General features: G+C 44.8%; 19 protein-coding genes. 8 read left to right on the top strand and 11 right to left on the bottom strand.

Features of this window, described 5'->3' with window-relative positions:
* Positions 1-11: 11 nt before the first annotated feature.
* From FE810_RS09610 to FE810_RS09580, 7 genes are all read right to left on the bottom strand, one after another.
* Positions 12-2396: an alkaline phosphatase D family protein gene (locus FE810_RS09610; protein ID WP_138319838.1), complete on the bottom strand. Its 2385-nt coding sequence runs from the start codon at positions 2394-2396 to the stop codon at positions 12-14.
* An 89-nt stretch (positions 2397-2485) separates the two neighbouring features.
* On the bottom strand, positions 2486-3937 hold the full coding sequence (gene aldA / locus FE810_RS09605) for an aldehyde dehydrogenase (RefSeq protein ID WP_138319837.1): 1452 nt from the start codon (positions 3935-3937) through the stop codon (positions 2486-2488).
* Positions 3938-4702 (bottom strand): SDR family NAD(P)-dependent oxidoreductase, encoded by a 765-nt coding sequence (locus FE810_RS09600; RefSeq protein ID WP_138319836.1) that lies wholly within the window; start codon positions 4700-4702, stop codon positions 3938-3940.
* Positions 4703-4709: 7 nt separating this feature from the next.
* Entirely contained in the window at positions 4710-5744 is a 1035-nt protein-coding gene (locus FE810_RS09595) for a zinc-dependent alcohol dehydrogenase (RefSeq protein WP_138319835.1), read from the bottom strand.
* A gap of 9 nt (positions 5745-5753) precedes the next feature.
* Complete coding sequence (locus tag FE810_RS09590; RefSeq protein WP_138319834.1) at positions 5754-6863, bottom strand: mandelate racemase/muconate lactonizing enzyme family protein; 1110 nt, start codon at positions 6861-6863, stop codon at positions 5754-5756.
* Positions 6864-7125: 262 nt separating this feature from the next.
* Positions 7126-8268 (bottom strand): galactokinase, encoded by a 1143-nt coding sequence (gene galK / locus FE810_RS09585; protein WP_138319833.1) that lies wholly within the window; start codon positions 8266-8268, stop codon positions 7126-7128.
* Positions 8269-8270: 2 nt separating this feature from the next.
* Positions 8271-9311 (bottom strand): UDP-glucose--hexose-1-phosphate uridylyltransferase, encoded by a 1041-nt coding sequence (locus FE810_RS09580; protein WP_138319832.1) that lies wholly within the window; start codon positions 9309-9311, stop codon positions 8271-8273.
* A gap of 155 nt (positions 9312-9466) precedes the next feature.
* Here FE810_RS09580 and FE810_RS09575 point away from each other — a divergent pair, with 155 nt between their 5' ends.
* Positions 9467-10471 carry a LacI family DNA-binding transcriptional regulator gene (locus tag FE810_RS09575; protein WP_138319831.1) on the top strand — a complete coding sequence of 335 codons (1005 nt, stop codon included), beginning with the start codon at positions 9467-9469 and terminating at the stop codon, positions 10469-10471.
* 471 nt (positions 10472-10942) lie between these two features.
* On the top strand, positions 10943-12043 hold the full coding sequence (locus FE810_RS09570; protein ID WP_138319830.1) for an acyltransferase family protein: 1101 nt from the start codon (positions 10943-10945) through the stop codon (positions 12041-12043).
* On the opposite strand, the gene FE810_RS09565 is transcribed toward FE810_RS09570, so the two are convergent.
* On the bottom strand, positions 12012-12662 hold the full coding sequence (locus tag FE810_RS09565; protein ID WP_138319829.1) for a cupin domain-containing protein: 651 nt from the start codon (positions 12660-12662) through the stop codon (positions 12012-12014). The genes FE810_RS09570 and FE810_RS09565 overlap by 32 nt on opposite strands.
* Before the next feature lie 351 nt (positions 12663-13013).
* Here FE810_RS09565 and FE810_RS09560 point away from each other — a divergent pair, with 351 nt between their 5' ends.
* The 5 genes from FE810_RS09560 (at position 13014) to FE810_RS09540 (ending at position 20517) form a co-directional block, all read left to right on the top strand.
* A complete protein-coding gene (locus tag FE810_RS09560) occupies positions 13014-15188 on the top strand; it encodes a M3 family metallopeptidase (protein WP_138319828.1) in 2175 nt (724 codons plus the stop codon).
* Positions 15189-15305: 117 nt separating this feature from the next.
* On the top strand, positions 15306-16709 hold the full coding sequence (locus FE810_RS09555; protein WP_138319827.1) for a sigma-54 dependent transcriptional regulator: 1404 nt from the start codon (positions 15306-15308) through the stop codon (positions 16707-16709).
* 243 nt (positions 16710-16952) lie between these two features.
* Entirely contained in the window at positions 16953-19169 is a 2217-nt protein-coding gene (locus FE810_RS09550; protein WP_138319826.1) for a hypothetical protein, read from the top strand.
* A 223-nt stretch (positions 19170-19392) separates the two neighbouring features.
* Positions 19393-19935: a GNAT family N-acetyltransferase gene (locus FE810_RS09545; RefSeq protein ID WP_138319825.1), complete on the top strand. Its 543-nt coding sequence runs from the start codon at positions 19393-19395 to the stop codon at positions 19933-19935.
* 9 nt (positions 19936-19944) lie between these two features.
* The gene (locus tag FE810_RS09540) at positions 19945-20517 is read left to right on the top strand and encodes a 3D domain-containing protein (protein WP_138319824.1); all 573 of its coding nucleotides are present in this window, start codon (positions 19945-19947) and stop codon (positions 20515-20517) included.
* Here the strand turns inward: FE810_RS09540 and FE810_RS09535 are convergent.
* Positions 20514-21128, bottom strand: a complete 615-nt coding sequence (locus tag FE810_RS09535; RefSeq protein ID WP_138319823.1) for a LysE family translocator — start codon at positions 21126-21128, stop codon at positions 20514-20516. The two genes, FE810_RS09540 and FE810_RS09535, sit on opposite strands and share 4 nt — an antisense overlap.
* A gap of 95 nt (positions 21129-21223) precedes the next feature.
* Complete coding sequence (locus FE810_RS09530) at positions 21224-24052, bottom strand: response regulator (protein ID WP_171022324.1); 2829 nt, start codon at positions 24050-24052, stop codon at positions 21224-21226.
* 331 nt (positions 24053-24383) lie between these two features.
* Between FE810_RS09530 and ettA the strand changes: the two genes are divergently transcribed.
* Complete coding sequence (ettA, locus tag FE810_RS09525) at positions 24384-26060, top strand: energy-dependent translational throttle protein EttA (protein WP_138319821.1); 1677 nt, start codon at positions 24384-24386, stop codon at positions 26058-26060.
* Here the strand turns inward: ettA and FE810_RS17080 are convergent.
* Complete coding sequence (locus tag FE810_RS17080; RefSeq protein ID WP_171022323.1) at positions 26057-26215, bottom strand: hypothetical protein; 159 nt, start codon at positions 26213-26215, stop codon at positions 26057-26059. The genes ettA and FE810_RS17080 overlap by 4 nt on opposite strands.

Genomic DNA, 26215 nt, shown 5'->3' with positions numbered 1-26215 from the left:
TTGGTATAGATCTAGACATCGGAAAAGGACAATCGGTAGGGCCAGCCATCAAATTGTTTTCCGGTTTTAGGATCGACACTCCACTCCCAACATTCAAACTCAAATGCCTGTTGTTGATGATCAACCCTTACTAAGCCGTAGCCTTCGCTTTTAACGGCAGGATCGGCAAGGAAATTCGACCAGCTATCGCCAACCTGAGACTTAAAGCTTTGATATGTGACTTTAGGGTTCGCCACGGCTAACAAGTGCATTTTATTACCAAAGGTATCGGTGAAATCGCCAGTATTCGGATCGTTGTTGCGTTTATTTTCTAATCGCCCTTCCCCTTCAAACCAGCGTTGCCAGAAAGCTGCGCCAGCTGGCCCTGCGAAAAACAAAGGGCCGTCGGTAAAATCATCGATGCCTTGTCTGGCTACCATCGCAAGGTGTTGATCACCGGCCAGCACCACTGCGCCCGCATCTTTAATCAGTTGCACGGCTCGGGTTCGACCATCGTAAGGATAACCATTGGAATCATAATCGAGTAACGGTTTAACATTGCCTTGGGTTTGCGCTGAGCCCCACATCGATGCGGTTAAGCACACCTTAGGTAAACCAGGATGCATATTCTTCCATGCCCGCAGAAACATCTCCTGACGCAGTCCTAATAGTTCTCCCTGTGCATGACGCGGATCTACTTTGGTATTGCGGCGAGATTTAAACTTTCGGTCCTCAACCAATGCAAAACTTGTCGCGCCATAAATAAAGGCGCCGTAAGTCACTTCGATGCCATGATCAATGGGTGTTGGATCATACGGTCTTGGGTTGTGGGAATGCTGAATCCGATATGCCATACGAACCAACGATTTGGTCTGGGTATAACCACCATCTTCTTCCATGCGTTTATCGGTTTCTAACACCACAGGATCACGACCACCAACGCCCCAAAGGTTGCCCTGCAGCACGTCGTGATCGTCGGCCAGCATGATCACCGGACGATTGCGCACCGAGTCACGATAGGTCCAGTACCAAAGATACCAGCGATAAAGGAGATCCAGCTTTGAATCTGGTTTATTGCGCCAGACCCGGGTTGGCACGCCTTCATAAAACTGATCGCCACAAAACACATACAAATCTGGCTGATGGCTATCACAGTTTTGCACCAACTGCTGATGCGGAAATAAAATATTGTCTTTACTGTAACGGCCAATATTTTTCTCTTGTTTGATGCGCGGCACATACGGGCCTGCGTCCAGGCTTTTAGCGGTTGCCGTTAAGCAGGAATGCAAGGCGATTTTCAACGGCTGCGCATTACCTGGGTCTTTAACAATTTGGCTAGAATATAGCTCACGCTCTGTGGCAACATCGACAATGCGATAGTCATGAGTTAGCTGATACGGCCAGTTTTCAATATCAAAAGCGGCGACAAAACCTTCCTCTAAGGGTGCGGTTTGATGTACCTTCCAGCCAGCATCCGTATTGTCACTCTCACGACTTTCCAGTCTAAGTTTTTGATATTCATTGCTTGCCACTGGCATTAATTGCGCGCTCAGCCGCAATGAATCCTGATTTAAGCTATACAAACATCCCACAGCAGGGCCAAGTGTCTGGGACAGGTTTTCTTCGACCTTATCCCCTGTTAACGCCAGTTCATTAAACCACCAGCGCGCGCCACCCTCACCGACCGGCGGTGATGACAACAATAAAATATTACCGGCCAACCGTTGAGCATCAATACCGTCCAGTGCGACCTGATTTAAGGCTTTTCCTGTGCCTGCATCGGATAACGTCAAAACCAGCGTGTTGTTGGAACTTTGACCAGGTGCGGGTGCATTTATCTGTAAATCCAGGTAAAAGGCTTTTCGGGAAAACTTACCGGTTTTGGTCAGCGGTTTTGCCTTTAGCGAGCGATAGTTTAATGGCTGAGCGTCATTAGAAAAATCACGAAAACTCAACGCTCCCTTTTCATCGACAACCGCCATTAAGCCACCGTTGGTGCCACCGGCGCGCTGCACCAATGAGGCGCCGCGATAATCCAGTTCGGTGCCACCCGCACCAATAATAAAGCCGGCAAAACCATTACGATTTTGAGTAAGCAATCCAAGTTTCACCCGTAAATGTGCGTTAGCGGGTTTATCATTAAGCTGGTGGGTGAGTAAAGAAACGGTGCGAACTTCAAAGCTCTTATCGCCTTGCAGGCACTCTACTCGGCCCTGATTAAGCTGCCAGTCTTGTAATCGATTGCCCCATAAAGATTCTCCTAACCAGTGACGAGTAACGTCAGGATTAAAATCTACAACGGACTTCAGGTCGCGAGTAGTTAACAGAGATTTTGCAGCCATTGAGCGCAGAGAAAGTGGCAATAATGCCGAAGCACCTAAAAAGGCACCACCCTTGAGAAATTGTCGTCTTTGCATAATTCGTTTCTTTTGTTGTTATTGTTGATCGGCTGGATACAAAAAAGCCGAACAAAATTTGCATTTCGTTCGGCTTTCAAAGCGTTTGGTTAGTAAGACTCGTTTAAGTAGACAGTCTTCTTTTCCATATATTGTTCGAGGCCATATTTACCATCTTCGCCACCGGCACCGGAAAGTTTCCAGCCATTGTGAAATCCCTGATGTTGCTCACCAATACCTCGGTTCACATACACTTCACCGACCTCTAATTCGGCGATAGCCTGATGAATATAGCGTTGATTTTGCGTATATAGATAGGCCGACAACCCGTATTCAGAATCATTACAGTAGCCAATAACTTCTTCAATGGTGCTGAACTTAACAATAGGAACAATAGGACCAAAGGTCTCTTCATGTACCAAGGTATTATTTTGCTCTACATCCACTAATACCGTTGGCTCATACCAATTGCCGCCTTCAAAACCTTTAACACTGGCAATTTTACCGCCGGTCGCCAGTTTAGCGCCTTCCGCAATGCCTTTTTCCACTAACGAATGGATGTGGCGAATTTCATTGGCATTAACCTTCGGCCCCATTTCCGTGGAGGGATCCATCGGGTCACCAACTTTAATCGCCTGTACTTTAGGTACAAAGCGCGCAATAAATTCATCATAAACGGCGGCATGAACATAGATGCGCTCTGCACAGGTACAAACCTGACCACAATTGGCATAGCGAGTCGTGACCGCATCGGCTACGGCTTTATCCAAATCCGCATCTTCCATCACCACAAACGGTGCTTTGCCACCCAATTCAAGCATTAAAGGGGTTAAATATTTACTACTTGCCTGATGAATGATTTGTCCTGCTCGAGTGCTTCCCGTCATCGTTATCAGCTTGGTGATCTCACTCTCACACAAATGCTGGCCAACGACAGACCCCGTTCCGTTAACAATATTTAAGACACCCGCCGGGATACCGGCAGCATTTGCCAGTTCACCTAATGCCAATGTCGATAATGGTGTTTCCTGAGTCGGTTTGATCACAATCGAGTTACCCGTGATCAGTGCTGGACCAATTTTACGACCTGCCAACGCCAGAGGGAAATTCCAGGCGGTGATGGCCACGATCACACCACGCGGCACCTTATGAATATAGATTTTTTCATCGGCAATATCTGACGGTAAAATATCACCTTCTATCGTCAATGCATTGTCACAGGCATATTCGATAAAGGTCGCGGTAACTTCTGCTTCCATCCGCGCCACATCGATAAGTTTACCTTGCTCTTTTACCAATAAAGTCGCCAGCTCTTCGTTTTTGTCACGGATCAGGCTGGCGAACTTTCGTAAGATTGTTTGTCTTTCCCGTGCTGTTTTTTTAGCCCACAACTTTTGCGCCTGCTCGGCACTTTCTAATGCCACTTGCGCATCGTCACGGGTTCCCGCAGGAATGGTACCAACTAACTCACCCGTACTTGGGCTAAGTACATCGAGCGTATCGCTGGCACTTGACGCGACATATTTGCCATCAATAAAATTTTGGTTATTAAAGATCATCATCTAACGTCCCATCCAACCGCCGTCCACAAGAACAACGCTACCATTCATATAATTTGAGGCATTTGACGCCAAAAATACCGTTGGCCCTTTAAAGTCCTCAGGTTCACCCCAGCGAGCTTGCGGAATACGATCTAAAATCGACTTTGCACGCTCAGGGTCATTGCGCAGAGCTTCAGTATTATCTGTAGCGATATACCCAGGCGCAATGGCATTAACGTTAACACCTTTACTGGCCCATTCGTTGGCAAGGGCTTTGGTTAACTGGCCAATGGCTCCCTTGCTTGCTGCATAACCTGGAACGGTGATACCGCCTTGGAACGTCAATAACGATGCGGTAAAAATAATCTTGCCGCTGCCTCGTTCCACCATGGTTTTGCCGATTTCACGACTGATCACAAATTGCGAATTAAGATTAATTTCAATGATATTGTCCCAATATTCATCGCTATGCACCGCGGCAGGATCGCGTAAAATCGAACCGGCATTGTTTACCAAAATATCAATACACGGGTGATCATTTAACACTTGCTTAAGAAAAGCGGTAACGCTTTGTCGAGACGAAAAATCACATTGATAGGCATAAAATTTACGACCGGCTTTTTCTACCGCTTGTTGCGGCGCGCTGCCTTGTGACGCCAAAGTTGCAGATACACCGATAACATCGGCGCCAGCTTCTGCCAGACCTTCCGCCATCGCCAAACCAATACCACGACTACACCCAGTTACCAGGGCGACTTTTCCTGTAAGATCAAATTGCTTTAACATGGTAATTTCAGTCCTTATTTTTTTCTGACTGGCAAGAAACGAGCGCTTTCATTCCGGTTGGATTGTTGTCGATATTGGCAAAGGCACTACCGATTTCATCGAGACTATTCACGGAACTGATAAACGGTGCCAAATCCGCTTTGCCGGTGGCGATCAAGTCAATGGCCATATCAAAATCTTCACGTTCGTAAACCCTTGCACCTACTAACTCTAGCTCTTTCCAGAAAAACTGGAATAAGTCGACTTGCGGGGCATTGGCATGAATCGCTACCATGCAAATTCGACCACGCACAGCAGCAATTTGTGTCATTACATCAATCGCGGGCTGAACACCGGACACTTCAAAGACGACATCGGCGCCTTTGTCATTCGTCCAATCTTTGACATAAGCCGGTAAGTCTTGCTGCAATGGGTTCACCGTTGCAATATCGTATTGCGAAGAAAACTCACGACGCGCATCATTAACTTCAGAAATGATCACTTCGGCCCCTACGGATTTGGCCACGAGCGCGACTAACTGGCCGATCGGACCACCACCAATCACAACGGCTTTTTCACCGGATTTTAGATTGGCACGACGAATATCATGGCAAGCGACGGCTAAAGGCTCCACCAAAGCGCCGGTTTGCAGAGAAACATTTGCTGGCAGTTTATGTAAAGTACGAGCTTTCACGGTCCAGGAATTTTGAAACGCCCCTGGGGTATCAATGCCCATAAACTTCAGGTTCTGACATACGTGAGAATGTCCGGCTTCACAGGCCGGGCACTGGCCGCAATAATCCAACGGACGAACGACAACATTATCGCCTACGGCAAAACCTTCAACGCCAGCACCTAATTCAGCAACAACACCCGAGATTTCATGTCCGATGGTGGCTGGTGGGTTAACACGCTGGTCCATAACACCATGGTAAATATGCATGTCGGTACCACAAATACCAACATAGCCAACATTTAGACGAACTTCTCCAGCTTTAGGAGGGATCGAAGAACCTTCAACAATTTGAAACGACTTATTGCCAATATATTGGGCAGCAATCATGGTAAACCCTTAACTTTGTGTAATTAAATGCGGTGATAGAAGTACTGGGTCGAAATCGACGCCAGTACCAGGTGTATCTGGAGCACAAGCCTTTCCCTGTTCAAGCCTAAGAGGAGATTTAGTATATTGATCAATAGGAAAGGAATGTACTTCCAGATAACCGGCGTGCGGTTGAGAAGCCATGAGTGACACGTGTAATTCGTGCATACCGTGGCTACAAACAGGGATATTTGCCTGTTTTGCCATTTCGGCAACTTTAAGCCAGCCGGTAATACCGCCGATATTCGACGCATCTGGTTGCAGATAACCAAGCTTGGCCTGCTCAATGGCATAAATAAACTCGTGGATAATATGTAAATTTTCGCCCATCGCTAAAGGGATACTAATCGCGTCGGCGATTTTACCATAACCTTGATAATCATCCGGAATGGTTGGCTCTTCAAACCAGGTAATTGCCTGGTCTTCAATGGCATGACCAAAACGAATCGCCTCATCGATACTCATCGAGTAATTGGCATCCACCATAAAGGTACGATCATTACCAATCAACGCTCGTACGGCGCGGACCCGGGCAACATCTTCTCGGTAATCTTCTTTACCGACTTTGATTTTCACCGCTTCGAATCCGCGATCCAGATAGCCTTGAATGTTATTGAGTAATTTTTGTTCACTAAAATTCAAATCAATTCCGCCCGCATAGCAATTAGTACGATTACTCGCACCTCCTGCAACTTGCCACAGCGGCTGACCCAAGCGCTTACATTTGATATCCCAGAGGGCAATATCGACGGCGGAGATGGCGAAACTTAAAATCCCGCCACGGCCAACATAATGGAAGTCCCACTGTAATTTATGCCAGATGGCATCGATATCTGCACAGTTAAGACCAATAAGATGTGGACGGATCTCATCGTTTAGCAGGGTATAAATCGCACGGCCACCCTTGCCACCGGTGTAGGTGTACCCAACCCCTTCGACGCCATCGCTGCTCATGATACGACAGACAATGATTTCAAAATGGGTATGATCGCCATGCTTGGCGTCGGACAGGACTTCAGCCAATGGCACCTGGTAATATTCAATATTGACAGAGGAAATTTGACTTGGCGCAGTAATCATTCTTATTTATTTATTAGCGAGTTTATTGTTAACAATTTACACGCGACAACTGGTTTTGTAAAGATGAATTGTTAACAATCCTACAATGTAAATAAGAAAGTTCGAAAATAAGGGTGGAATCGGAGTATTCGGCACAAAATTGCGAAGCAGAAAATGATTAATTCGACGGTAAAAATAGATTTTAAGGCGAGGAATAAAGAACAATCCATCGATGCCTCAATAGATTGTTCTTTATAAAGTTATAGACAATTGCTAGCTGCGCTTAGCGAAATGCGCCCTGCTCTGCCGTACACACATAGATATCCGCTTCAAGACCTGAACGCTGTTGATATTGATTGGTAATTGCAACCTTGATGGGTTCCACCAACTCCGTTGGCGCCAACGCGACCACACAACCGCCAAAGCCACCACCGGTCATGCGGGTACCGCCTTTATTGCCAAGCACCTTAGCAATAATCTCAACTAACGCGTCCATTTCTGGCGTGGTCACTTCAAAATCGTCTTTTAATGACAGGTGTGACGCCATCATCAGCTTACTCATGGTAGCAATGTCATTGGTTTTTAACGCTGCCAGCGCCGCTAACGTGCGGTCATTTTCACTTATCACATGACGAGCACGACGATATTCAACCTCAGATAGATTGGCCTGCTCAGACTGTAATTGTTCCATGGTTAAATCACGTAGTGCTTGCACGTTAAAATGTTTTGCAACCGCTTCGCACTGCTCTCGGCGCAAGTTGTATTCACTATCCACTAAACCGCGTTTGACGTTAGAATTAACAATCACAAATGAAAACCCTGCCGGAATTGGGGCATCTTCAAACGTTAATGCGCGACAATCGAGCAACATCGCATTGGATTTTTGTCCCATCGCCGAAATCAACTGATCCATGATGCCACAGTTACAACCGACAAACTGATTCTCCGCTTTTTGGCCTAAAAGCGCGGCTTCAATGCCATCAAGTGACAGCGAGTATAGTTGCGCAAACGTATTTAAAATCGCGATTTCAAAACTTGCCGAAGAGCTTAGCCCAGCGCCTTGCGGCACATTACCGGTAACCGCCAATGTTGCACCACCTAATTGGGGAAATTTTTGTTGCAACATTTTGATCGTACCGCGGACATAATTACTCCACATATACTGGTCATCAAACTGAATATCATCGAGCGAGAATTCCGTTGTTTGTTGCTCACAGTCATGGGCATAGACAACAACCTTATTATCATCGCGTTTTGATGCGGCAATAGCCGTTCCATAATTGATGGCCGCCGGTAACACGAAGCCGTCATTGTAATCGGTATGATCGCCTATCACATTGACACGACCCGGTGCATAACAAACCAATTCGCTGCTTACCGAAAATTGTTGTTGAAAATACTGACTTGCTTGTTCTTTTAATTTCACAATTAGGACTCCTTGTAGTGCGTAGCGCTGACATTGCGTAAACGTTCAGCGGCTTGTTCTGCGGTAAGGTCTCGTTGGGCTTCGGCCATCATTTCATAGCCCACCATAAATTTTTTCACCGTCGCGCTGCGCAATAACGGTGGTAAGAAACTTGCGTGTAATGTCCACTCTGGGTGCGCATCGCCATCATAAGGCGCGCCATGCCAGCCCATGGAATAAGGAAATGAACACTGAAACAAATTATCGTAGCGGGTGGTAATTTGTTTAAGAATATCGGCCAGACTCAATGTCTGCATGGTCGTTAAATCCGTCATTCGTTGTATGTTGAACCTTGGCAGCAATAAGGTTTCGAACGGCCAGGCCGCCCAATAAGGAACCACGACAACCCAGTCGTCATTACTAACGACGACTCGTTCTTTCGCTTCAATCTCCCGTGCAACATAGTCCAGCAGCAGATTACTCTGGTTAGTCTGCCAATACTCAAGTTGCGCGTTTTGCTTTTTACTTACCAATGTTGGTAGTTGCGTCTGTGCCCAGATCTGACCATGGGGATGCGGATTCGAGCAGCCCATCATCGCGCCTTTGTTTTCAAATACCTGTACCGACTGAAACGTTTGACCAAGCTCCTGACATTGTTGCTGCCAGGTTTTCACTACCTTCTGAAGCTTAGTTACCGATAATTGCGGTAATGTTTTACTGTGGTCATCACTAAAACAGATGACTCGGCTCTTGCCTTGCTCGGTTTGCATTTTAAACAATGGATCGTCCGTTGCTGCCACAGGGGTATCTTCTTTGAGCGCCGCAAAGTCATTGTCAAATACGTAGGTGCCTTGGTATTGCTCATTCACTTCGCCATTGATGCGCGTATTGCCCGCACATAAATAACAAGATTCGTCATACGCTGGACGAACTTCCTCAGCGGCAGGCTCTACCTGGCCTTGCCATGGACGTTTCGCCCGGTGGGGAGAAACCAGTACCCATTCACCAATTAACGGATTAAAACGGCGATGAGGATGCTCTGTTGGATCAAAAATATCGGTCATAATGGCTTCCATTAGTTATCATTAGGCAAAAGTGTAAACGTTTACATAAATAATCACAATAGCCATAAATATATTATTAAACTAGCCAACAATGGCGAAAATACTTATGATTAGGTATGTTTTTCCATAACCGCTCAATTTAAAACGTTTTCATTATGGCTAATATTAAGGATGTCGCAAAAGTTGCTGGTGTTTCCATTGCCACTGTCTCTCGGGTAATAAATCAAGGGGATAAGGTAAATGCACAAACCCGTGATCGTGTCACACGTGCGATGCAACAACTTGGGTACCGCCCTAATGCTAACGCAAGAGCTCTAGTCACCCAAAAAAGTGCAACCTTAGGCGTTGTCATCCCAGAGCTGACCGATCCATTTTTTGCAGCACTTGCCAGTGGCGTTGATAACGTCGCCAAAGAAAACAATCTGCAACTTCTGCTGAGTACGGGCATGGGGAGTGAAGAATCGGAGCTGAGCGCATTAAATGTCTTGTTGGATCGCAACTGTGACGCCATCGTCATGCATTCAAAACACATTTCCAGTAAGAAATTACAAGATTTAATGGCTCTGCATTCGGGTTTGATCCTAATTGACCGGCTAGTCCCAGAGACCATAGAACGTTGTGTCTGGCTGGATAATATCGAAGGTGGGCGAATTGCCGCTCGTCATTTTCTTGCGTTGGGTCACAACCGCTTCGCCTGTATATCGAGCGAATATGAGATTGAAGATCCACGACTGCGTTTGCATGGATTTAAAGAATGCCTGGCAGAGCAAGGCGTGAATAATGCTGCGATTCCGGTAAGCTTTGGCGCACCGAATCAACAAGGCGGTGAAATCGCGGCACAGCAACTATTAACGGAAGGACATCGTTTTTCCGCGTTGTTTGTATACAACGATGCGATGGCATCCGGGGCCATCAGCACTTTGGAAGATAATGGTTATCGGGTACCGGAAGACATTTCTGTGATCGGTTTTGATGATGTCATTCTGGCCAGCTACACTCGCCCTAAACTCACCACGATGCATTATCCAATACATACCATGGCCAAACAGGCGGCCCAAATGGCATTACAACGAGTATCATCAGATGCAACAGATGCCTCGACCACTAAAGGGAAATACTTACCTCGTCTGGTTAAACGCGCCTCTTGTGCAAGAAGGTAAATGAATTCCCGTCAAATGACTGACCAATAAGCCCCGAGCCGGCAAACAAGCGTGTTTGTGTTTTTCGGTTCGAGTATTACTCTCAACGCGTATATCAATCTACCTGCATAATTCCCAAGCTGACTGTTCGTTGCACATTCACGTTTTGCCCACCCTGTTTTTGCTATTCGTAAGATTATTTTCGTTGCATGTGAAAGATGTATTATCAATGCGCCATACTTTCAGATTATTTTTTCGCTCATCAATAGGAATTTTGTCGACATACTCTATAGTTAAATTATTCACTAGTTTTAACAATGCACTTTGTGCCATTGCCTGCTTTTAGTGTTAACGGACTCAACACGACTTTCCTTAAGTGTTTATCAGTAGCAAATTAATTTTGTCGGCTTTGTTGGCATTTTAAATCTCGAACGTACAAAAATTCAGGGATTGAATGTCGCAAATTTTTAAATCCTATATTGCGAGTAACACGTGACTAATAAATTAGACTCCCTGCAGGTACTCCGCGCTTTAGCTGCTTTTGCGGTGGTTTTTAGCCATATTCCGATGATCAACCGTGGGGAATTTGGCGTTGATATTTTCTTTATCGTCAGTGGTTTCATCATTTGCTTTATCACGGAACGGGATAGCGATAACTTTATCCTGAAACGAGTGTTTCGAGTATTGCCCTTATATTATGTAGGTACCATAGGTGTGTTCGTAATTGGTAACTACATTCCGACTCTTGTCTCTTCTGAACCTGGTTCACTCATAGAACTGCTCAAATCACTTCTCTTTATTCCATATCAAAACGCCAGTGGTGAAATCGCTCCGGTATTAAAGCTGGGTTGGACGTTAAATTATGAGATGTTTTTCTATGTGGTTTTTGCCATCAGCTTGCGTATTTCAAAAGTTCACGCCAGTGCCATTTGCGCATGCCTGCTGGTGTTCTGTATTTGCATCGGTCAGCTAACGAAATCGAGTAGCCTGTTTTACCAATTTTATACGGATACCATTTTGCTTGAGTTTGTCTACGGCATGGCCATTTACACACTCTGGAAAAATACTCATCATTGGCAGGTTAGCAAAGCGGCAAGTTATTTGTCTTTAGCGTTGGCATTGGTGATTGTTACGTCGATGTTTTTTATCGACCGAAATGGGATCCGTTTCCTCTCTTTTGGTCTACCGGCAATTGCCGTTGTGTGCCTGATGTTATGGGGCACGACAAACATCAGATTTCCCCTATGGCTAATTTTGTTAGGCGATGCCAGCTATTCACTCTATCTATTCCACCCCTATCTCGTTCATGGCGTAGACCGTATTGTGTTCAGTATGGATACCTTTAGTTGGCAAAGCATATTTGTCGCGGCACTCGTTGTTACTGCCTGCGGGTTATGCTCCATTGTCTCGTATTACTTGCTTGAAAAACGCAGCAATGAATGGTTACGAAACCGCTTTTTACCAAAACGTCTACGTCGCCCAAAACGCCCGGTCAAAACGGCCGATGCCATCGGCAATCCGGCGGCGGCAATCAAGCCTTTGATACCATCAAAGAGCGTCCCTACCCCATATAACCCGTCTTTACGAAAATAATGCAGCCTTGCTCTGAAAAAGGATTGTGTTTTGAGTATGGCGGGCTACGCAACCATGTACCTTTGGGGTATTGACCAAACTCATCTTCGAACACACCGTCAAGAACAAAGATTTCTTCGCCGCCTGGGTGCACATGGGGCTGGAAATGTGTGCCCGGTTGCCAGCGCACTAGCGCCGTGTGTTCAGTTGTGAAGGAATGTAATGGCATAACCGACAAACCATCAACCAATCCGGGCCGCCAGGGCTGCTTAGCCGTTTCGATATGTACCTGAGCAGTGTCGCCTTGCTGAAATTGATTGAGCTTAACAAATAACTCACACCCTTGGGGGCTTTTCGGAGCATGGGAACTGCCTGGAGGATTTCTAAAATATGACCCTTTCGGATACTGTCCATGTTCATCTTCAAAAACGCCATCGAGAACAAAAATTTCCTCGCCATGGGGGTGAGGATGCGGTGCAAATGCGGTATTTTCATCATATTTAACGACACTGGTCGTTAATCCACTTTCGACTCCTTCCCGTTCCAGCTTCTTGCGATACACACCGTGAGCCGGCGATGCCTCCCAATCCATGGCCGCAGTATTTATGGCCAGGCGAACTGTGCGATCTAAATTTAACAAACAAATAACCCCTCTTACTTGGTAATAAAAGTACCCGATACGATGAAGGAATACGTATACCTAAGGCAAACCGTTCACTGGGCATCATGGTATGGCCTGTGCACCGACCTACGCTTTGCTTATCATACCTCTAAGTGGAATCATTTCGTAACACTATTGCCAGAATCCGGCCGACAAATCAATTTACAAATAGCAATGGATACGATAAAACAGTGAGTTAAATAAATCCTTTACACCCGCAGCATCTAAGCTGTCGAAACGCGGTGTGTCACAGTTAGTCTGTGATAGAAAGGGATAACGCGCAATCCTATGTGCCCGAAAAATTGACTTGAAAATAGAACAGGAAGAGATATGAAAAAACATCTGTTAACGCCCATTGCTCTGGCGATTGCCCTAGCAGGTTGTCAGTCTGAAAACAAAGACCAGGCCAGCAATCAGTCCGCCACGACTGAACAAGTCGCACAAAGCAGTGACAACCAGGAAATGAGCAATCCTTTCTATTCGGAATATGACACGCCGTTTGGCATCGCGCCGTTTGAAAAAATCAAAATTGATCACTATATGCCAGCTCTGGAAAAAGGCATTGCAGAGCAAAAAGCCGAAATTCTAACCATCGCCAATAATAGCGACGCACCGACGTTTGATAACACTATTGAAGCCATGGAAAAAAGCGGCGAATTACTCACTAAGGTCACCAATGTTTTTTACGGTTTGATTGGCTCAATGTCAACACCAGAGATGCAGGCCATCTCGAAAGAGATCTCTCCAAAACTGTCAAAACTGTCTGACGATGTGTACTTGAATGAAGATTTGTTTAAGCGCGTCAACGCGGTGTATGAGCAAAGAGATACGTTAGAATTAAACACCGAACAAAAGACGCTTTTAGAAAAAACCTACAAAGGGTTTGTTCGCGGCGGTGCCAACCTTAACGCCGAAGACAAAGCAACGTTACGTGATTTAAATGAGCAACTTTCCAAGTTGAGTATCCAGTTTGGCGAGAACCTGTTAAACGAAACCAATGATTTTGAATTGGTGATTGACGACAAAGCCAAACTTGATGGTTTACCGGAAGGTATTGTTGCAGCTGCGGCGAAAACGGCAACAGACCGAGGCCATGAAGGTAAGTGGGTATTTACCACACATCGTCCAAGCTTCTACCCGTTTTTAACCTACTCAACCAATCGAGAATTGCGTGAGCAATTATTCTACGCCTATACCCATCGTGGCGATAATGACAACGCCAATGATAATAAGAAAATCGCCTCGAAAATGGCGTCCCTTCGTTATCAACGTGCTCAGGTACTCGGCTATGACACTCATGCCCATTACGTGCTTGAAAATGCGATGGCAAAAACCCCTGAAAATGTTTATGGCTTATTGGATAAAGTCTGGCCTGCGTCTTTAGCGCGAGCTAAGCAGGAAGTTTCGGACATGCAAACTTTCGCGGAATCGACTGGTGCAGACTTTAAATTAGAAGCCTGGGACTGGTGGTATTACTCAGAGAAAGTTCGTAAACAAAAATACGACCTCGACGAAGAAGCCACCAAACCCTATTTCTCGTTAGACAATACCATGCAAGGGGTTTTCTATACCGCAGAAAAACTTTGGGGTGTGACCTTCAAAGAGCGTAATGATCTGCCGAAATATCATCCAGACGTTACGACTTATGAAGTATTCGATAAAGATGGTTCTTCTGTCGGTGTCTACATGACTGACTTTTATGTTCGCGCTTCTAAGCGTGGTGGCGCCTGGATGAGCTCTTTCCGTAAGCAATACAAAATGTACGGCGACGATGTTCAACCGATTATCTACAACGTTTTAAATTACCCTGCACCGATTGGTGATGAGCCAGTATTGCTTACCTTCGATCAGGCATCCACCTTATTCCATGAATTCGGCCATGCCATTCAAGGTTTACTGTCGGATGGTTATTACCGTTCTTTGACCGGTACCTCATTACCGCGTGATTACGTTGAGTACCCTTCGCAAGTCATGGAAAACTGGATGACAGAGCCACAGGTGTTAGCGCAGTTTGCAAAACACTATCAAACCGGTGAAGTGATCCCGATGGAAATGGTTGAGAAGATCCAGGCCTCTGGCAAATTTAATCAGGGTTTTGCCACCACTGAATATATGGCCGCCGCCCTGCTTGATTTGAAATGGCACACGTTAGAGACCGCTGAAGAGCAAGATGCCGATAAATTTGAAGCTGACGCCATGGCAAATATCGGCTTGATCAATGAAATCGCACCTCGTTATCGCACAACGTACTTCTCACACATCTTCGCCGGCGGTTATTCCTCGGGATACTATGGTTACATCTGGTCAAATATTTTTGATGCCGATACCTGGAAAGTATTTGAGGAAAAAGGCATTTTCGATCAAGACACTGCAACGTCTTATCGCAAAAACGTACTGGAATCCGGTGGTACCGAAGATCCAATGATCATGTACAAGCGCTTTCGTGGTCAGGAGCCTGATCCGATCCACTTGTTAGAGCGTCGTGGATTAATCGCACCGAAATAATCCATAGGTTTTATCGTTGACAAAGCCGGCATCTCGCCGGCTTTTTTCTTGCCCAAAAGCCAAGTATCCCCTAGGCTTTAGCCATGAATTAGTGTTTAAAGAAGTATCTGGTCTTCAATGAGTAGTAAGAAGTCAGAAGAAACAAAGAAACGCAGTGTACTGGTCATTGGTTCAATTAAGTTTTTTACTGAAATCAATGTCCGTCTGTCGGCTTGGCATTGTGTAAACTGCCCTATACATGACGTTGAAAAATCGTTTAGCCTGATTGGCGAGCACGCGATTAAAGTCATTATCCTGATTTTTGAGCAACCCTCTCACCAACTCCTTTTTGCTTCACTAGACCGCCTTCATCATCGCTTTCCAGAACTGAAATGGATTACGATTTTGCAAGAGTCGCAATTACAGAAAAGTAATGCTTCTCTGCTTCTTCCTGATTTTATTTACGATTATCATCACTTTCCAATCGACTTTGACCGACTCAACCATACTCTCGGTCACGCACACGGATTGGCAAGTATTTCCAAGGCAAAATCCGACAAAAAGTATAACGACTCGCCTATCGAGGACATGCTGGGTTCATCAGAAGCGATACAATGTTTCAAACAACAACTTAAATTAGTGGCTAATACCAATGCCAATGCCAATGCCAATATTTTGATAACGGGTGAGACAGGAACCGGTAAAGACCTTGCCGCCATAATCATTCACAAGCTTTCGAGTCGCAACAAAGCGCCATTTGTTCATATAAACTGCGCAGCTTTCCCTGAGCACTTGATTCAGTCAGAGCTATTTGGTCACGAAAAAGGTGCCTTTACCGGCGCTGAAGGGCAGCACATAGGAAAAATTGAACAAGCACAGGGTGGCACTCTTTTTCTTAATGAAATCGGTGATCTCCCCGCGCACATGCAAGTAATTTTGCTAAAGTTTCTGGATGATAAGATGCTGGAACGAATTGGTGCTAATGAGCAGATAAGAATAGACTGCCGGATCATAGCTGCAACCCATGAACCTTTAGAGCAAGCCGTTGAGCATGGAAAGTTTCGCGAAGATTTATTCCATCGCCTGAATATTTTGCGCCTGCATTCTCCCCCTTTAAGAGATCGTTCTGACGATGTTTTATTACTGGCAAAATCTAAACTCTCTGAGCTTTTAAACGATCGTTCTGGGGCACAGCTGGCTGATGAACTGGCACTGAAAATTTTAAACTACCATTGGCCAGGTAATGTGCGAGAATTATTTAACTTTATTGAGCGCTTGGTAGTGATGGGCGGTGCAGAAAACAGCAACAACGAGCAAGTTTTTGATATTCTTGAACCAGTAAAATCAGCGAGCAATTTAGAAACAGCCAATATGGAAGCGCGCAAAATCAAAAGACCCAGAGAATTAAAAAAGCAAGAAATTATCGAAGCAATCGAAAGCAGTGACTATAACCTGTCTAAAGCGGCAAAACTACTGTCGATTTCCAGAACATCCCTTTACCGACTTATCCATAAATCCAATTTAGATATTTCGAAAGAGTAACACTTCCCCCATAGTTGATGTCATCTACCCTGACTCTCCCCCTACTAGCATTCGTCCTTTTTGTATCAACTGCCTGTATCAAACATTGTTTGGAGCGTAACAAACCAGCGAATGTTACACCGGCTAGTTTTAAAACCATCAAAAAATCAGCAGGTTAATTTTGGTATGAAAAATGCCTGAGAGACTTGAGTTCCCCTGAATACTGTTCAGTCCAGAATATTTCTCACAGTAAGGAAAGCAAATATGCAATATCTCAATAGACTGCTCTCAAAATTAAAACCACCTTCTTCCCCGTCGTCCTCAAAGACAAATCGAAAGCAACATTTTTTTGCCATTTTAAAGCTATTCACTATTTGTATTTGCTTGGTGTTTTTAAATAAGGTGCATGCCATCGATATCGGCAATCAATCGGGATTTTGTATGGAAGATAGATCAGATCTAGAGGGGATAAGTTCTCTGACCTGTAGAGCTAACGACATTCAAATAGCGGACGCTAGTAACATCCAGGTTAAAGCGATAGATGGCGATACCAATCATCCCTTTGTTGGTACCGGACGCTGTGTAGACGGATTAGATGTTACGTTTTCCGCGGATTTCGAAGTCCTTTCCACAGCTCAAGAACGTTACGATATCGGGCTTTATTTCAATAAATCTGGTGGTTCTTCTGCACGACGAGCGCTAGATGCGGAAGAAGAGCCGGGATTTTGTCAAATATACACGTTAACCGATGATGGTGTTGATCTCGATTCTCAAGAACAGATTGGTGATATTTGTAACGATGCGGAAGGCAAAACCAATTATTTTCATACTGTCGAGTTAACGACTTTGTGTACTGATACGGATGGTGACGATCAACTGAATTTACCAAATTGTGTGAGTTGGCGTCAGTCTGGTGCAAATGAAGTTTGTACTAGTACCGATGATACTTATCCAGGCTCTCCCTCTAAATGTAATTGTGATGATGAATTTAACGTGAATATCATTGTTCCTGCATCTATTGATGTAGAGAAAACGGTGTCTCCGTTGCAACAAAATGAGGGTGATACGGCAGCCGGTGATTTCGAGTACACCATCAAAATTACGAATCCGAGCTCAGTTGCTGTCGATATCCAAAGCATTTTTGATGATAAATTCGGTGACCTTAAGGGAATCGAGTGTAATATCACCACAGTTCCCGCTCGAATTGATGATTCTACCCCTGGCGAAGCACAATGCACATTTACTAAAAACCTTGGTCTCCAGCCGCTCATGCACACCAATGAAGTAACCGTTTCTGGTAAGGATAAAAACGGTATAGTTCTAGATCCGGTTAAGGATGACGCTACGGCAAAAATTTTGGATGTACTTCCTACCATTGATGTTATCAAGACTGTTTCAACAACAAGTGATGGCACCTTTAGCAACAGCGTAAGTATCCCTGAACCAGGTGGAACGGTTTATTTTAAAGTTGAGGTTGAAAACACATCCAATGCTGCTGATACGTTAACCTTAACTACAATTGAAGATAAAATCGGAGAAAGTTTAAGAGAAACCGGATGCGATGTATCTTCGGTTGTTCTTGCACCTGGGCAAAAATTAGAAGTTTGTACGTTTTCAGCGAGCTTTACCGGAAACTTCGGTGATAGCGAAACCGATACCGTAAAAGTGACAGGTAAAGATGAAGAAAATAATGAAACTATGGATCAAGACTCTGCAACAGTAACTTTAACTGACACAGACTCTACGATTGATGTAACTAAAACTGCTATCCAGGGTGTTGATGGAAATAAAAATGTCAATGAATCTGCAGACGGAGTGGATGTTACATTCGAAGTGAAAGTTAAAAACACCAGTTCGGTTGATTCCGTAACCATTAACGTACTCGAAGATGATATTTTTGGCGATTTAAACAATAAAGGAAGTTGCTTGGTACCATTTACCTTGGGGCCAGGGGAAGAAAGAATCTGTGAATTCATCGAAAGCATCCAAGGGAATTTCGGAGACGACGCCCACGTTAATGAGGCATGCGGTTCAGGGCAAGACGATGATGGCTCGTCGGTTAGTGACTGTGATAGTGAAACCGTTGGCTTTAACGATGTAGAAGCCAGCGCTATGGCGATGATTGAGGCGAAAGCAGCTTTGGTCACATTTAAAGTTACTATTTCCAATAAATCAAGCCTAGACGCGTTAACAATCCAATCCATTGAAACAGATTATTTTGGTAACGTTACGCTAACCAGCCTACTTGTTGAGAGCACGACTTGTGGCGACAATTTAGAGACTCCATTGCCACCGGTTGGTACTGTGCCTGAAGATAGTATTTACATGTGTGAATTTTCGGCATGGGTAAATGAGCTTCCTTTCTTAGATACACTGGACGTGATACTAAAAGATGATGATGCAATACCCGAAGGAGGCAATACGTTAGAGTTACTTGATATCTCTTACGATGCCGAATTTGAGGAGGTTGTCGACCCTTAATCTTTGACTATTTAGAGCATAGAACAAAGCTCTAGAAGAGCGAAATTTGGCAGATAACCCGCATAGTTCAACGCTGGTTGTCTGCTTTTTATCACCACTATAATTGCTGTCACTCTTGCTGTCCTATAAAAACTAGAGAACCAAAGAAATATCAAAACGTTTGTCGCCGTATCTGGTATTCTGGAAAGTATCTATCAGGGCGATATATATCAACTAATACCCCATGAAAATACAAAAAACGACGAGATTATCATTCCTATTCATGTCCGGGGACGATAAACAATTGCTGTTCGAACTCGATCAAAACCCAGCCGTGATGAAGTATGTCAATAAGGGAAAACCGACGACCTGGGAGCAGATTGAAACCCGTTTTATTCCTCGCTTAAATGCTTATCGCAATCTCGCGAAAGGTTGGGGATTATGGCAGGTAAACCTGAGCGATACGGATGAGTTTATCGGCTGGATTCTGGTTCGCCCGGCGAACTTTTTCTCCGAGCAGCGCGATGATCAAAACCTGGAGCTCGGCTGGCGCTTTAAGCAGGAATTCTGGGGCAAAGGTTATGCCACCGAAGCGGCGCAGGCGGTGATGGATGCCCTATCGACTCAACCGGATGTAAAAAAATTCTCAGCTCTGGCGGTACCGGAGAATGAAGGTTCGATTCGCATTATGGAAAAACTGGGCATGGAATATGTCAAAACCTATACCCATGAAGATTCTGGTATTCGCGAAGAAGTCGTTTATTATCAACTTAAAATAAAAGAATAAAAAAAAGACATGTCACCAATAAAACAAATCGGCTGCATTTTCAGCGCTTTCATGCTGTTGCTCAGCGGCTGCCAAACCGCACCTGAGCAAATAACTTACCAAGATCCGCTCTTTCAATGCGAGGATAACTGGCGAATTACCGGTTATTACACACCAATAGAAAAGGATTATGGCGTATCTCCATATAAACAGGTAACGCTCAAGACGGGTGAATCCCACAAATTTAAAGTTACTTTCGTCAATGCCGTTAGGATTGAGGGTTGGGGCAAGACCCGCTTTGGCTGGTATTTAGGCTACTTTTCCGGAAACTGGCATAAAAGCCCTGCCCCGTTAAATTCGATGGGCAAAACATTAAACGTTGGTGAAGTCGCGGTAGATACATCCCTAATCCCCAAACAAAGTACGGTGTTTATCCCCAATGTTCAGCCCTACTTAAAACGCACCATATTTATTGCCACCGATGTTGGCAGTGCCATAAAACAAAAGCACGTTGATGTGTACACAGGCGAAGGGGAAAAGGCAAAGCTGAGAACCTATTCGATCACGGGTAACCACCCGGTGTGCTTTGGCAAAAACGGTTAGCTAACAATCACCGGGTATAAAGACAACACAAGCAATGCCGCCATGGTCCAATTGAACCGTTGTAAGCGACGCTGATTGGTCAATACTCGCTGTAACTCCTGACCGAGTATGGTCCATGAACTCACACAAGGTAAGTTGATCGCCCCAAAAATTAACGCCACTAGCAATACCGCGCTAAATTGCTGAGACGGTGCGTAAACACTGATTGCGGTTAATGCCATCGTCCAGGCTTTCGGGTTTACCCATTGAAATGCACAAGCTTGCAGGAAGGTTATCGGTTTGGGCTTTTTGCTATCATCACTTTGGTTTTTACTCCCTTCAACCGGGTCCGATGAATGAGCGATTTTAAAAGCGAGATACAACAGATACAAGACACTGACAAATTTTAGGATCTGGTAGCTAATAGGAAATAGATCAAACAGTTGCATCAAGCCAACGCCAACCAAAATGACCATCACCACAAAGCCGATGCCAACGCCTAGCATATGCGGAATGGTTCGACGAAAACCAAAGGTCGCCCCTGAAGACATCAACATCAGGTTATTCGGACCTGGGGTTATCGAAGAGACAAAACAAAATAAAACCAGAGCGGCATACATGTCAGCTGTCATTGATCCGCTCCTGTTATACGGTTGAAATCGATTAATAATCGCCAGTGAATTGCACGGACTTAAGTTTTCGTAAACAGTCTAACTCGTCGCGTTATTTACGATTCAGCGGACGACGTTTCATTCAATTTCACCACTTCCATTTTCAACGCAAGCAACAAAGCGCGCTTTTGATCAAACCGTCGATTGAGTAAACACAATTCCAACTGTCGACTGATGTCTGCCAGCTTTGAAAAGTTGAACATTTGTGCCGCGCCACTGAGTTTGTGACAAAGTTCGCTCATATAAAGCCAGTCTTGAGCTTCATCGGCACGACATATTGCGCTCAAATCCCCTTTCGCACTAACGATAAAGCTGGTGGCTAAAATCTCAACCTGATCATCTTGATTCACGGTTTCTTTAGGAACGGTCGGAGCAACGTGCTCAGCTTCGAATGGTAAATGTTGTTTTAGAGTTTCGACAATATTTTCTCGGTTTAGGGGTTTTTCAATATAACCGGTAAATCCAACATTCAGGTAATGTTCTATTTCGTGGGCCATCGCATTGGCGGTAAACGCGAAAACCGGTTTATCGAACCCGGATTTTATCAATCGCGTCAACGCGCTAAACCCGTCCAAATTTGGCATTTGAATATCCATCAGTACCACATCAACCTCGTGCTCTTGCAGCCAATGCAGTGCTTGCTGGCCATCCGCAACGGTTTCAACCGTCAGACCAAGTCGTTGCAAATAAAGCCGTATCAATGCGCGGTTTTCAGGATGATCTTCCGCAACCAAAACCCGACCAGAAAATTGGTAAGCCGTTTGAGTATGAATACTGGCGGTCATCGCTTGTGACGGATCGTCATGCTTGGTGCTGGAAACTGGGATTGCGACGCTAAAGATACTGCCTTGGCCTGGCTTACTGCTCACATCAATGGTGGCACCCATTAATTTGCACAAATTTGACACAAGATACAGTCCCAGACCGCTGCCGCCAAAACGACGCGAAATGCTATTATCGCCTTGAACAAAACACCCAAACACTTGCTCAACCTGAACGCTATCCATACCAATACCGGTATCCGAAACCTTAATAATTAATTGATTGTCAAGCAAAGAGACATCAACGGTCACATTGCCGTGACTGGTAAATTTAACGGCGTTGGAACACAAATTAATAAGTATCTGGTTAAATCGCATCGCATCAATATTGATGATTTTTTTCTCAGGCAGATTCAGGTTTACCTGAAACACTAAACCTTTATTTCGTGCCTGTTCCTCGAACATCGCATTTAATTCACCAAATAAAGTGCCCAGTTCTATCGGTTTTGGCGACAATTGGATTTGATTTGCTTCAATTTTGCTTAAATCAAGGATGTCATTAACAATCTCTAATAAATACAGACTATTCGAATGCAAGTGCTGATAGCATCGGTATTGCTCTTGCGCCTGCACTTCGTTATTTAACAAGGCCTCGGTATTGCCAATCACCACAGACAAGGGGGTTCGGATCTCATGGGTAACGTTCGCCAGAAATTGATTTTTAATGCGATTCGCATCTTCTAACTTACGTGTCGTTTCCAACAACTCCTCGGTGCGTGAATTCACCATACTTTCTAATTCTAACTTCGCTTGTTTGGAGCGTTTTTTCTGCATCAACAGGAGGAGGATAACCGTGATAAAAATTAAAATAAAAACAATGAAATTGCGGGCCTGATTGGCTTTATCAAATTCCAGTTGAGAAAGCTTTTCCTGTGCTTCGAGGTGGGAGATCCGCTGCTTTAATTGCTGGGTTTCAAATTCCGCCAACTTCTCATTCATCTCCTGATTCGAACGCTGGTCGATTTCCTGGGTAAATGCGCTTTGCTCTTGTAGAGCCAAAATATATTTACCCGTTGCAGCATGGGTCAAAGCGCGAAGTTGAGAGATATCATCCAATAAGTCCTGATCGGCGACTTTAATGGCGAGAGCCTTTGCCTTATCGAGGTTTACACAGGCTTTATCATGCGCAGAAGAAACATAATCGGCGACCGCCAGCTCATAGTAGCTGGCCGCCAGCGCCCCGTAATGTTCATGTTTTGTCCCGTACTCTACTGCAAGTTCCGCATAGAAACGGGTTTTATCGAATTGCTCGAATTGATTGTACAAACCCGCAAGGTTTACCCCCTGAGTGGCGAGGTGGTAACCCAATTGTTGCTCTTGGTAATAGTGAAATGCGAGCAATTGAAATTTCTCGGCCAGTTCAAAATTGCCAGCATATTTATAGGCGATACCCAAATCACTGTGCACTAACGCCAGCCCATCCAAATCCTGAGTTTGCTCCCGGTATTTTTTTACCTCAAGAAATGATTCAATCGCCACATCATAGCGAAACAGGTGGACATACAATCCGGCAATATTAAAACGCACATCAATTTGATCGCCTGTACTGCCATATAATGAATATAAAGGTTCTGCCTGCTCGTAGGCGTTAAGCGCGACTTCATAATTTCCCATCGCCGCATTTGCCAAGGCAATATTGTTTAATAAATGGGCTTGCTGTAATGCTTCCCCTTGAGTCACATAGTAGAGTAAGGATTGCTTGTAATGACTCAGAGCCTGCTGATTGTCGCCTCGAAAATAACGCATGACGCCTAACATTTTCTCTATTTCAGCGAGCTGGCGTTGATCATTGAGCGCCTCGGCGATAATTTTCGCCTGGCCATAGATGACAATGGCCTGCTGTAGTTCATCACTCTGGAATGTATACAATGCTTTACTGCGCATCACCTCAAGCCGTTCGGCATCGCTCAAATCGCCCTGATTTAATAACGATTGATACTTTTCCAACCCTTGCTGAACGTTTTTTTCAGCGGCGATCCGGGCAAGTTGTTGTGCGAGGGAGGATTGTTGTGAAGATTGCGGGTTTGATGGTTGTTGCTCCTCAAACGCGATTACCTGAGGCAAAACCAATACTAAAAAAGCACATAAGAAAAGTCGTAAACTGAGCGTCATATAAGCTATCGTTATTATTTTTATAAAATTAGGCTGTTTGGTTGGCGAGATTCACTTTTGCGCAACTGTTAGCGCCGTGAAACTGCACATTGTACTTGTTCGTTTTTTATACCACTTTCACGAATACATTGATACAAAAGAAGCCCAAAAATCGACAATTTTTAAAATAATCTGAAAGTCATAAAAAACCGTTGAATTCAAATCGATTAAATTGTTAATCATGCAATTGTTGAGATAAAATATCAGGTTATACATTCAATCCTCAATAATGAAGGTTTTCTCCATGGCTTTGCCCGATAAGTTTATTTACTCCATGCACCGCGTCTCTAAAGTGGTGCCCGTAAAAAGAACCATTTTAAAAGATATCTCTCTGTCGTTTTTTCCTGGCGCAAAAATTGGTGTTTTAGGCTTAAACGGCGCGGGTAAATCAACGTTACTGCGCATTATGGCCGGCGTCGACACAGAATTTGAGGGCGAAGCAAAGGCGCTTACTGGCACCAAAATAGGCTACCTGCCGCAGGAGCCTGAACTGGATGAAGAAGCATCGGTACGTGAAATCGTCGAACAAGCGGTTAGCGAAGTAAAAAATGCCCTGGCACGTCTGGATCAGGTCTATGTAGAATATGCCGAAGAAGGCGCTGACTTTGACGCACTTGCCAAAGAGCAAGGTGAATTGGAAGCGATAATCGACGCTCAGGATGGCCATAACATTGACAATGTTTTGGAGCGTGCCGCGGATGCGTTGCGATTACCGGAATGGGATCAAAAAATCAAAGTATTGTCTGGTGGTGAAAGGCGCCGTGTTGCGCTATGCCGATTGTTATTAGAAAAGCCGGACATGTTATTGCTCGATGAGCCAACCAACCATTTGGATGCAGAATCCGTTGCCTGGCTGGAGCGGTTTCTTCACGATTACAATGGCACCGTGGTTGCTATTACCCATGACCGTTACTTCTTGGATAACGTTGCCGGTTGGATTTTGGAACTGGACCGCGGTCATGGTATTCCATGGGAAGGCAACTATTCGAGCTGGCTTGAACAAAAAGATGCCCGTCTGGAGCAGGAAAAACGCAGCGAAAATGCCCTACAAAGAACCATCAAGCAAGAGCTTGAGTGGGTACGTTCGAATCCCAAAGCGCGTCAATCAAAAAGTAAAGCGCGTATGGCGCGTTTTGAAGAATTGTCGAGCCAGGAAAATCAAAAGCGTAATGAAACCAACGAGCTCTACATCCCTCCTGGGCCTCGTCTCGGGGACAAAGTACTGGATGTGGAAAACCTGACTAAGTCGTTTAATGATCGCGTATTGATTGACGATTTGAGCTTTTCCATTCCCAAAGGAGCAATCGTTGGCATTATCGGTCCCAACGGTGCGGGTAAGTCCACCTTATTTAAAATGCTCAGTGGCACTGAAACTCCGGATTCAGGTAGCGTCAGCCTCGGTGAAACCGTAAAGCTGGCCAGCGTAGATCAGTTCCGTGATGATATGGTTGACACTAATACGGTGTATCAGGAAATTTCGGAAGGTAACGACATTATTTCTATCGGTGGCTATGAAACGCCAAGTCGCGCGTATGTTAGCCGTTTCAACTTTAAAGGCAACGATCAACAAAAGTTTATTGGTGATTTATCCGGCGGTGAACGCAACCGAGTTCATCTTGCCAAACTGGTGAAAACCGGCGGTAACGTATTATTGCTCGATGAACCAACCAATGATTTGGATGTAGAAACCTTACGAGCTTTAGAAGAAGCGCTGCTGGAATTCCCGGGTTGTGCCATGGTGATTTCCCATGACCGCTGGTTTTTAGACCGCATCGCAACGCATATTATTGATTATCGTGATGAAGGCCAGGTGAATTTCTTTGAAGGGAACTTTACGGAATACGAAGAATGGCTGAAAAAAACGCTGGGGCCACAGGCAGTGGAACCGCACAGAATCAAATATAAGCGAATCAGCGCTTAAAACGGATTCATCATAAAATGCTGACCAAGTAGAGGATAAAACTTCGCTTGGTCGGCCATCTCAAAGTTCTTTTCCGTACCGTAGCAAGCCATACCATCCCCTTTGGCAGCTGCAAATATGAACAATCCACGACCATTTCCCACAGCCGTGTTCAC

It is taken from the genome of Thalassotalea litorea, from assembly GCF_005843925.1.
In the GTDB taxonomy this organism is placed as follows: Bacteria; Pseudomonadota; Gammaproteobacteria; order Enterobacterales; family Alteromonadaceae; genus Thalassotalea_A; species Thalassotalea_A litorea_A.
This window is presented reverse-complemented; position numbering and strand designations above follow the sequence as displayed.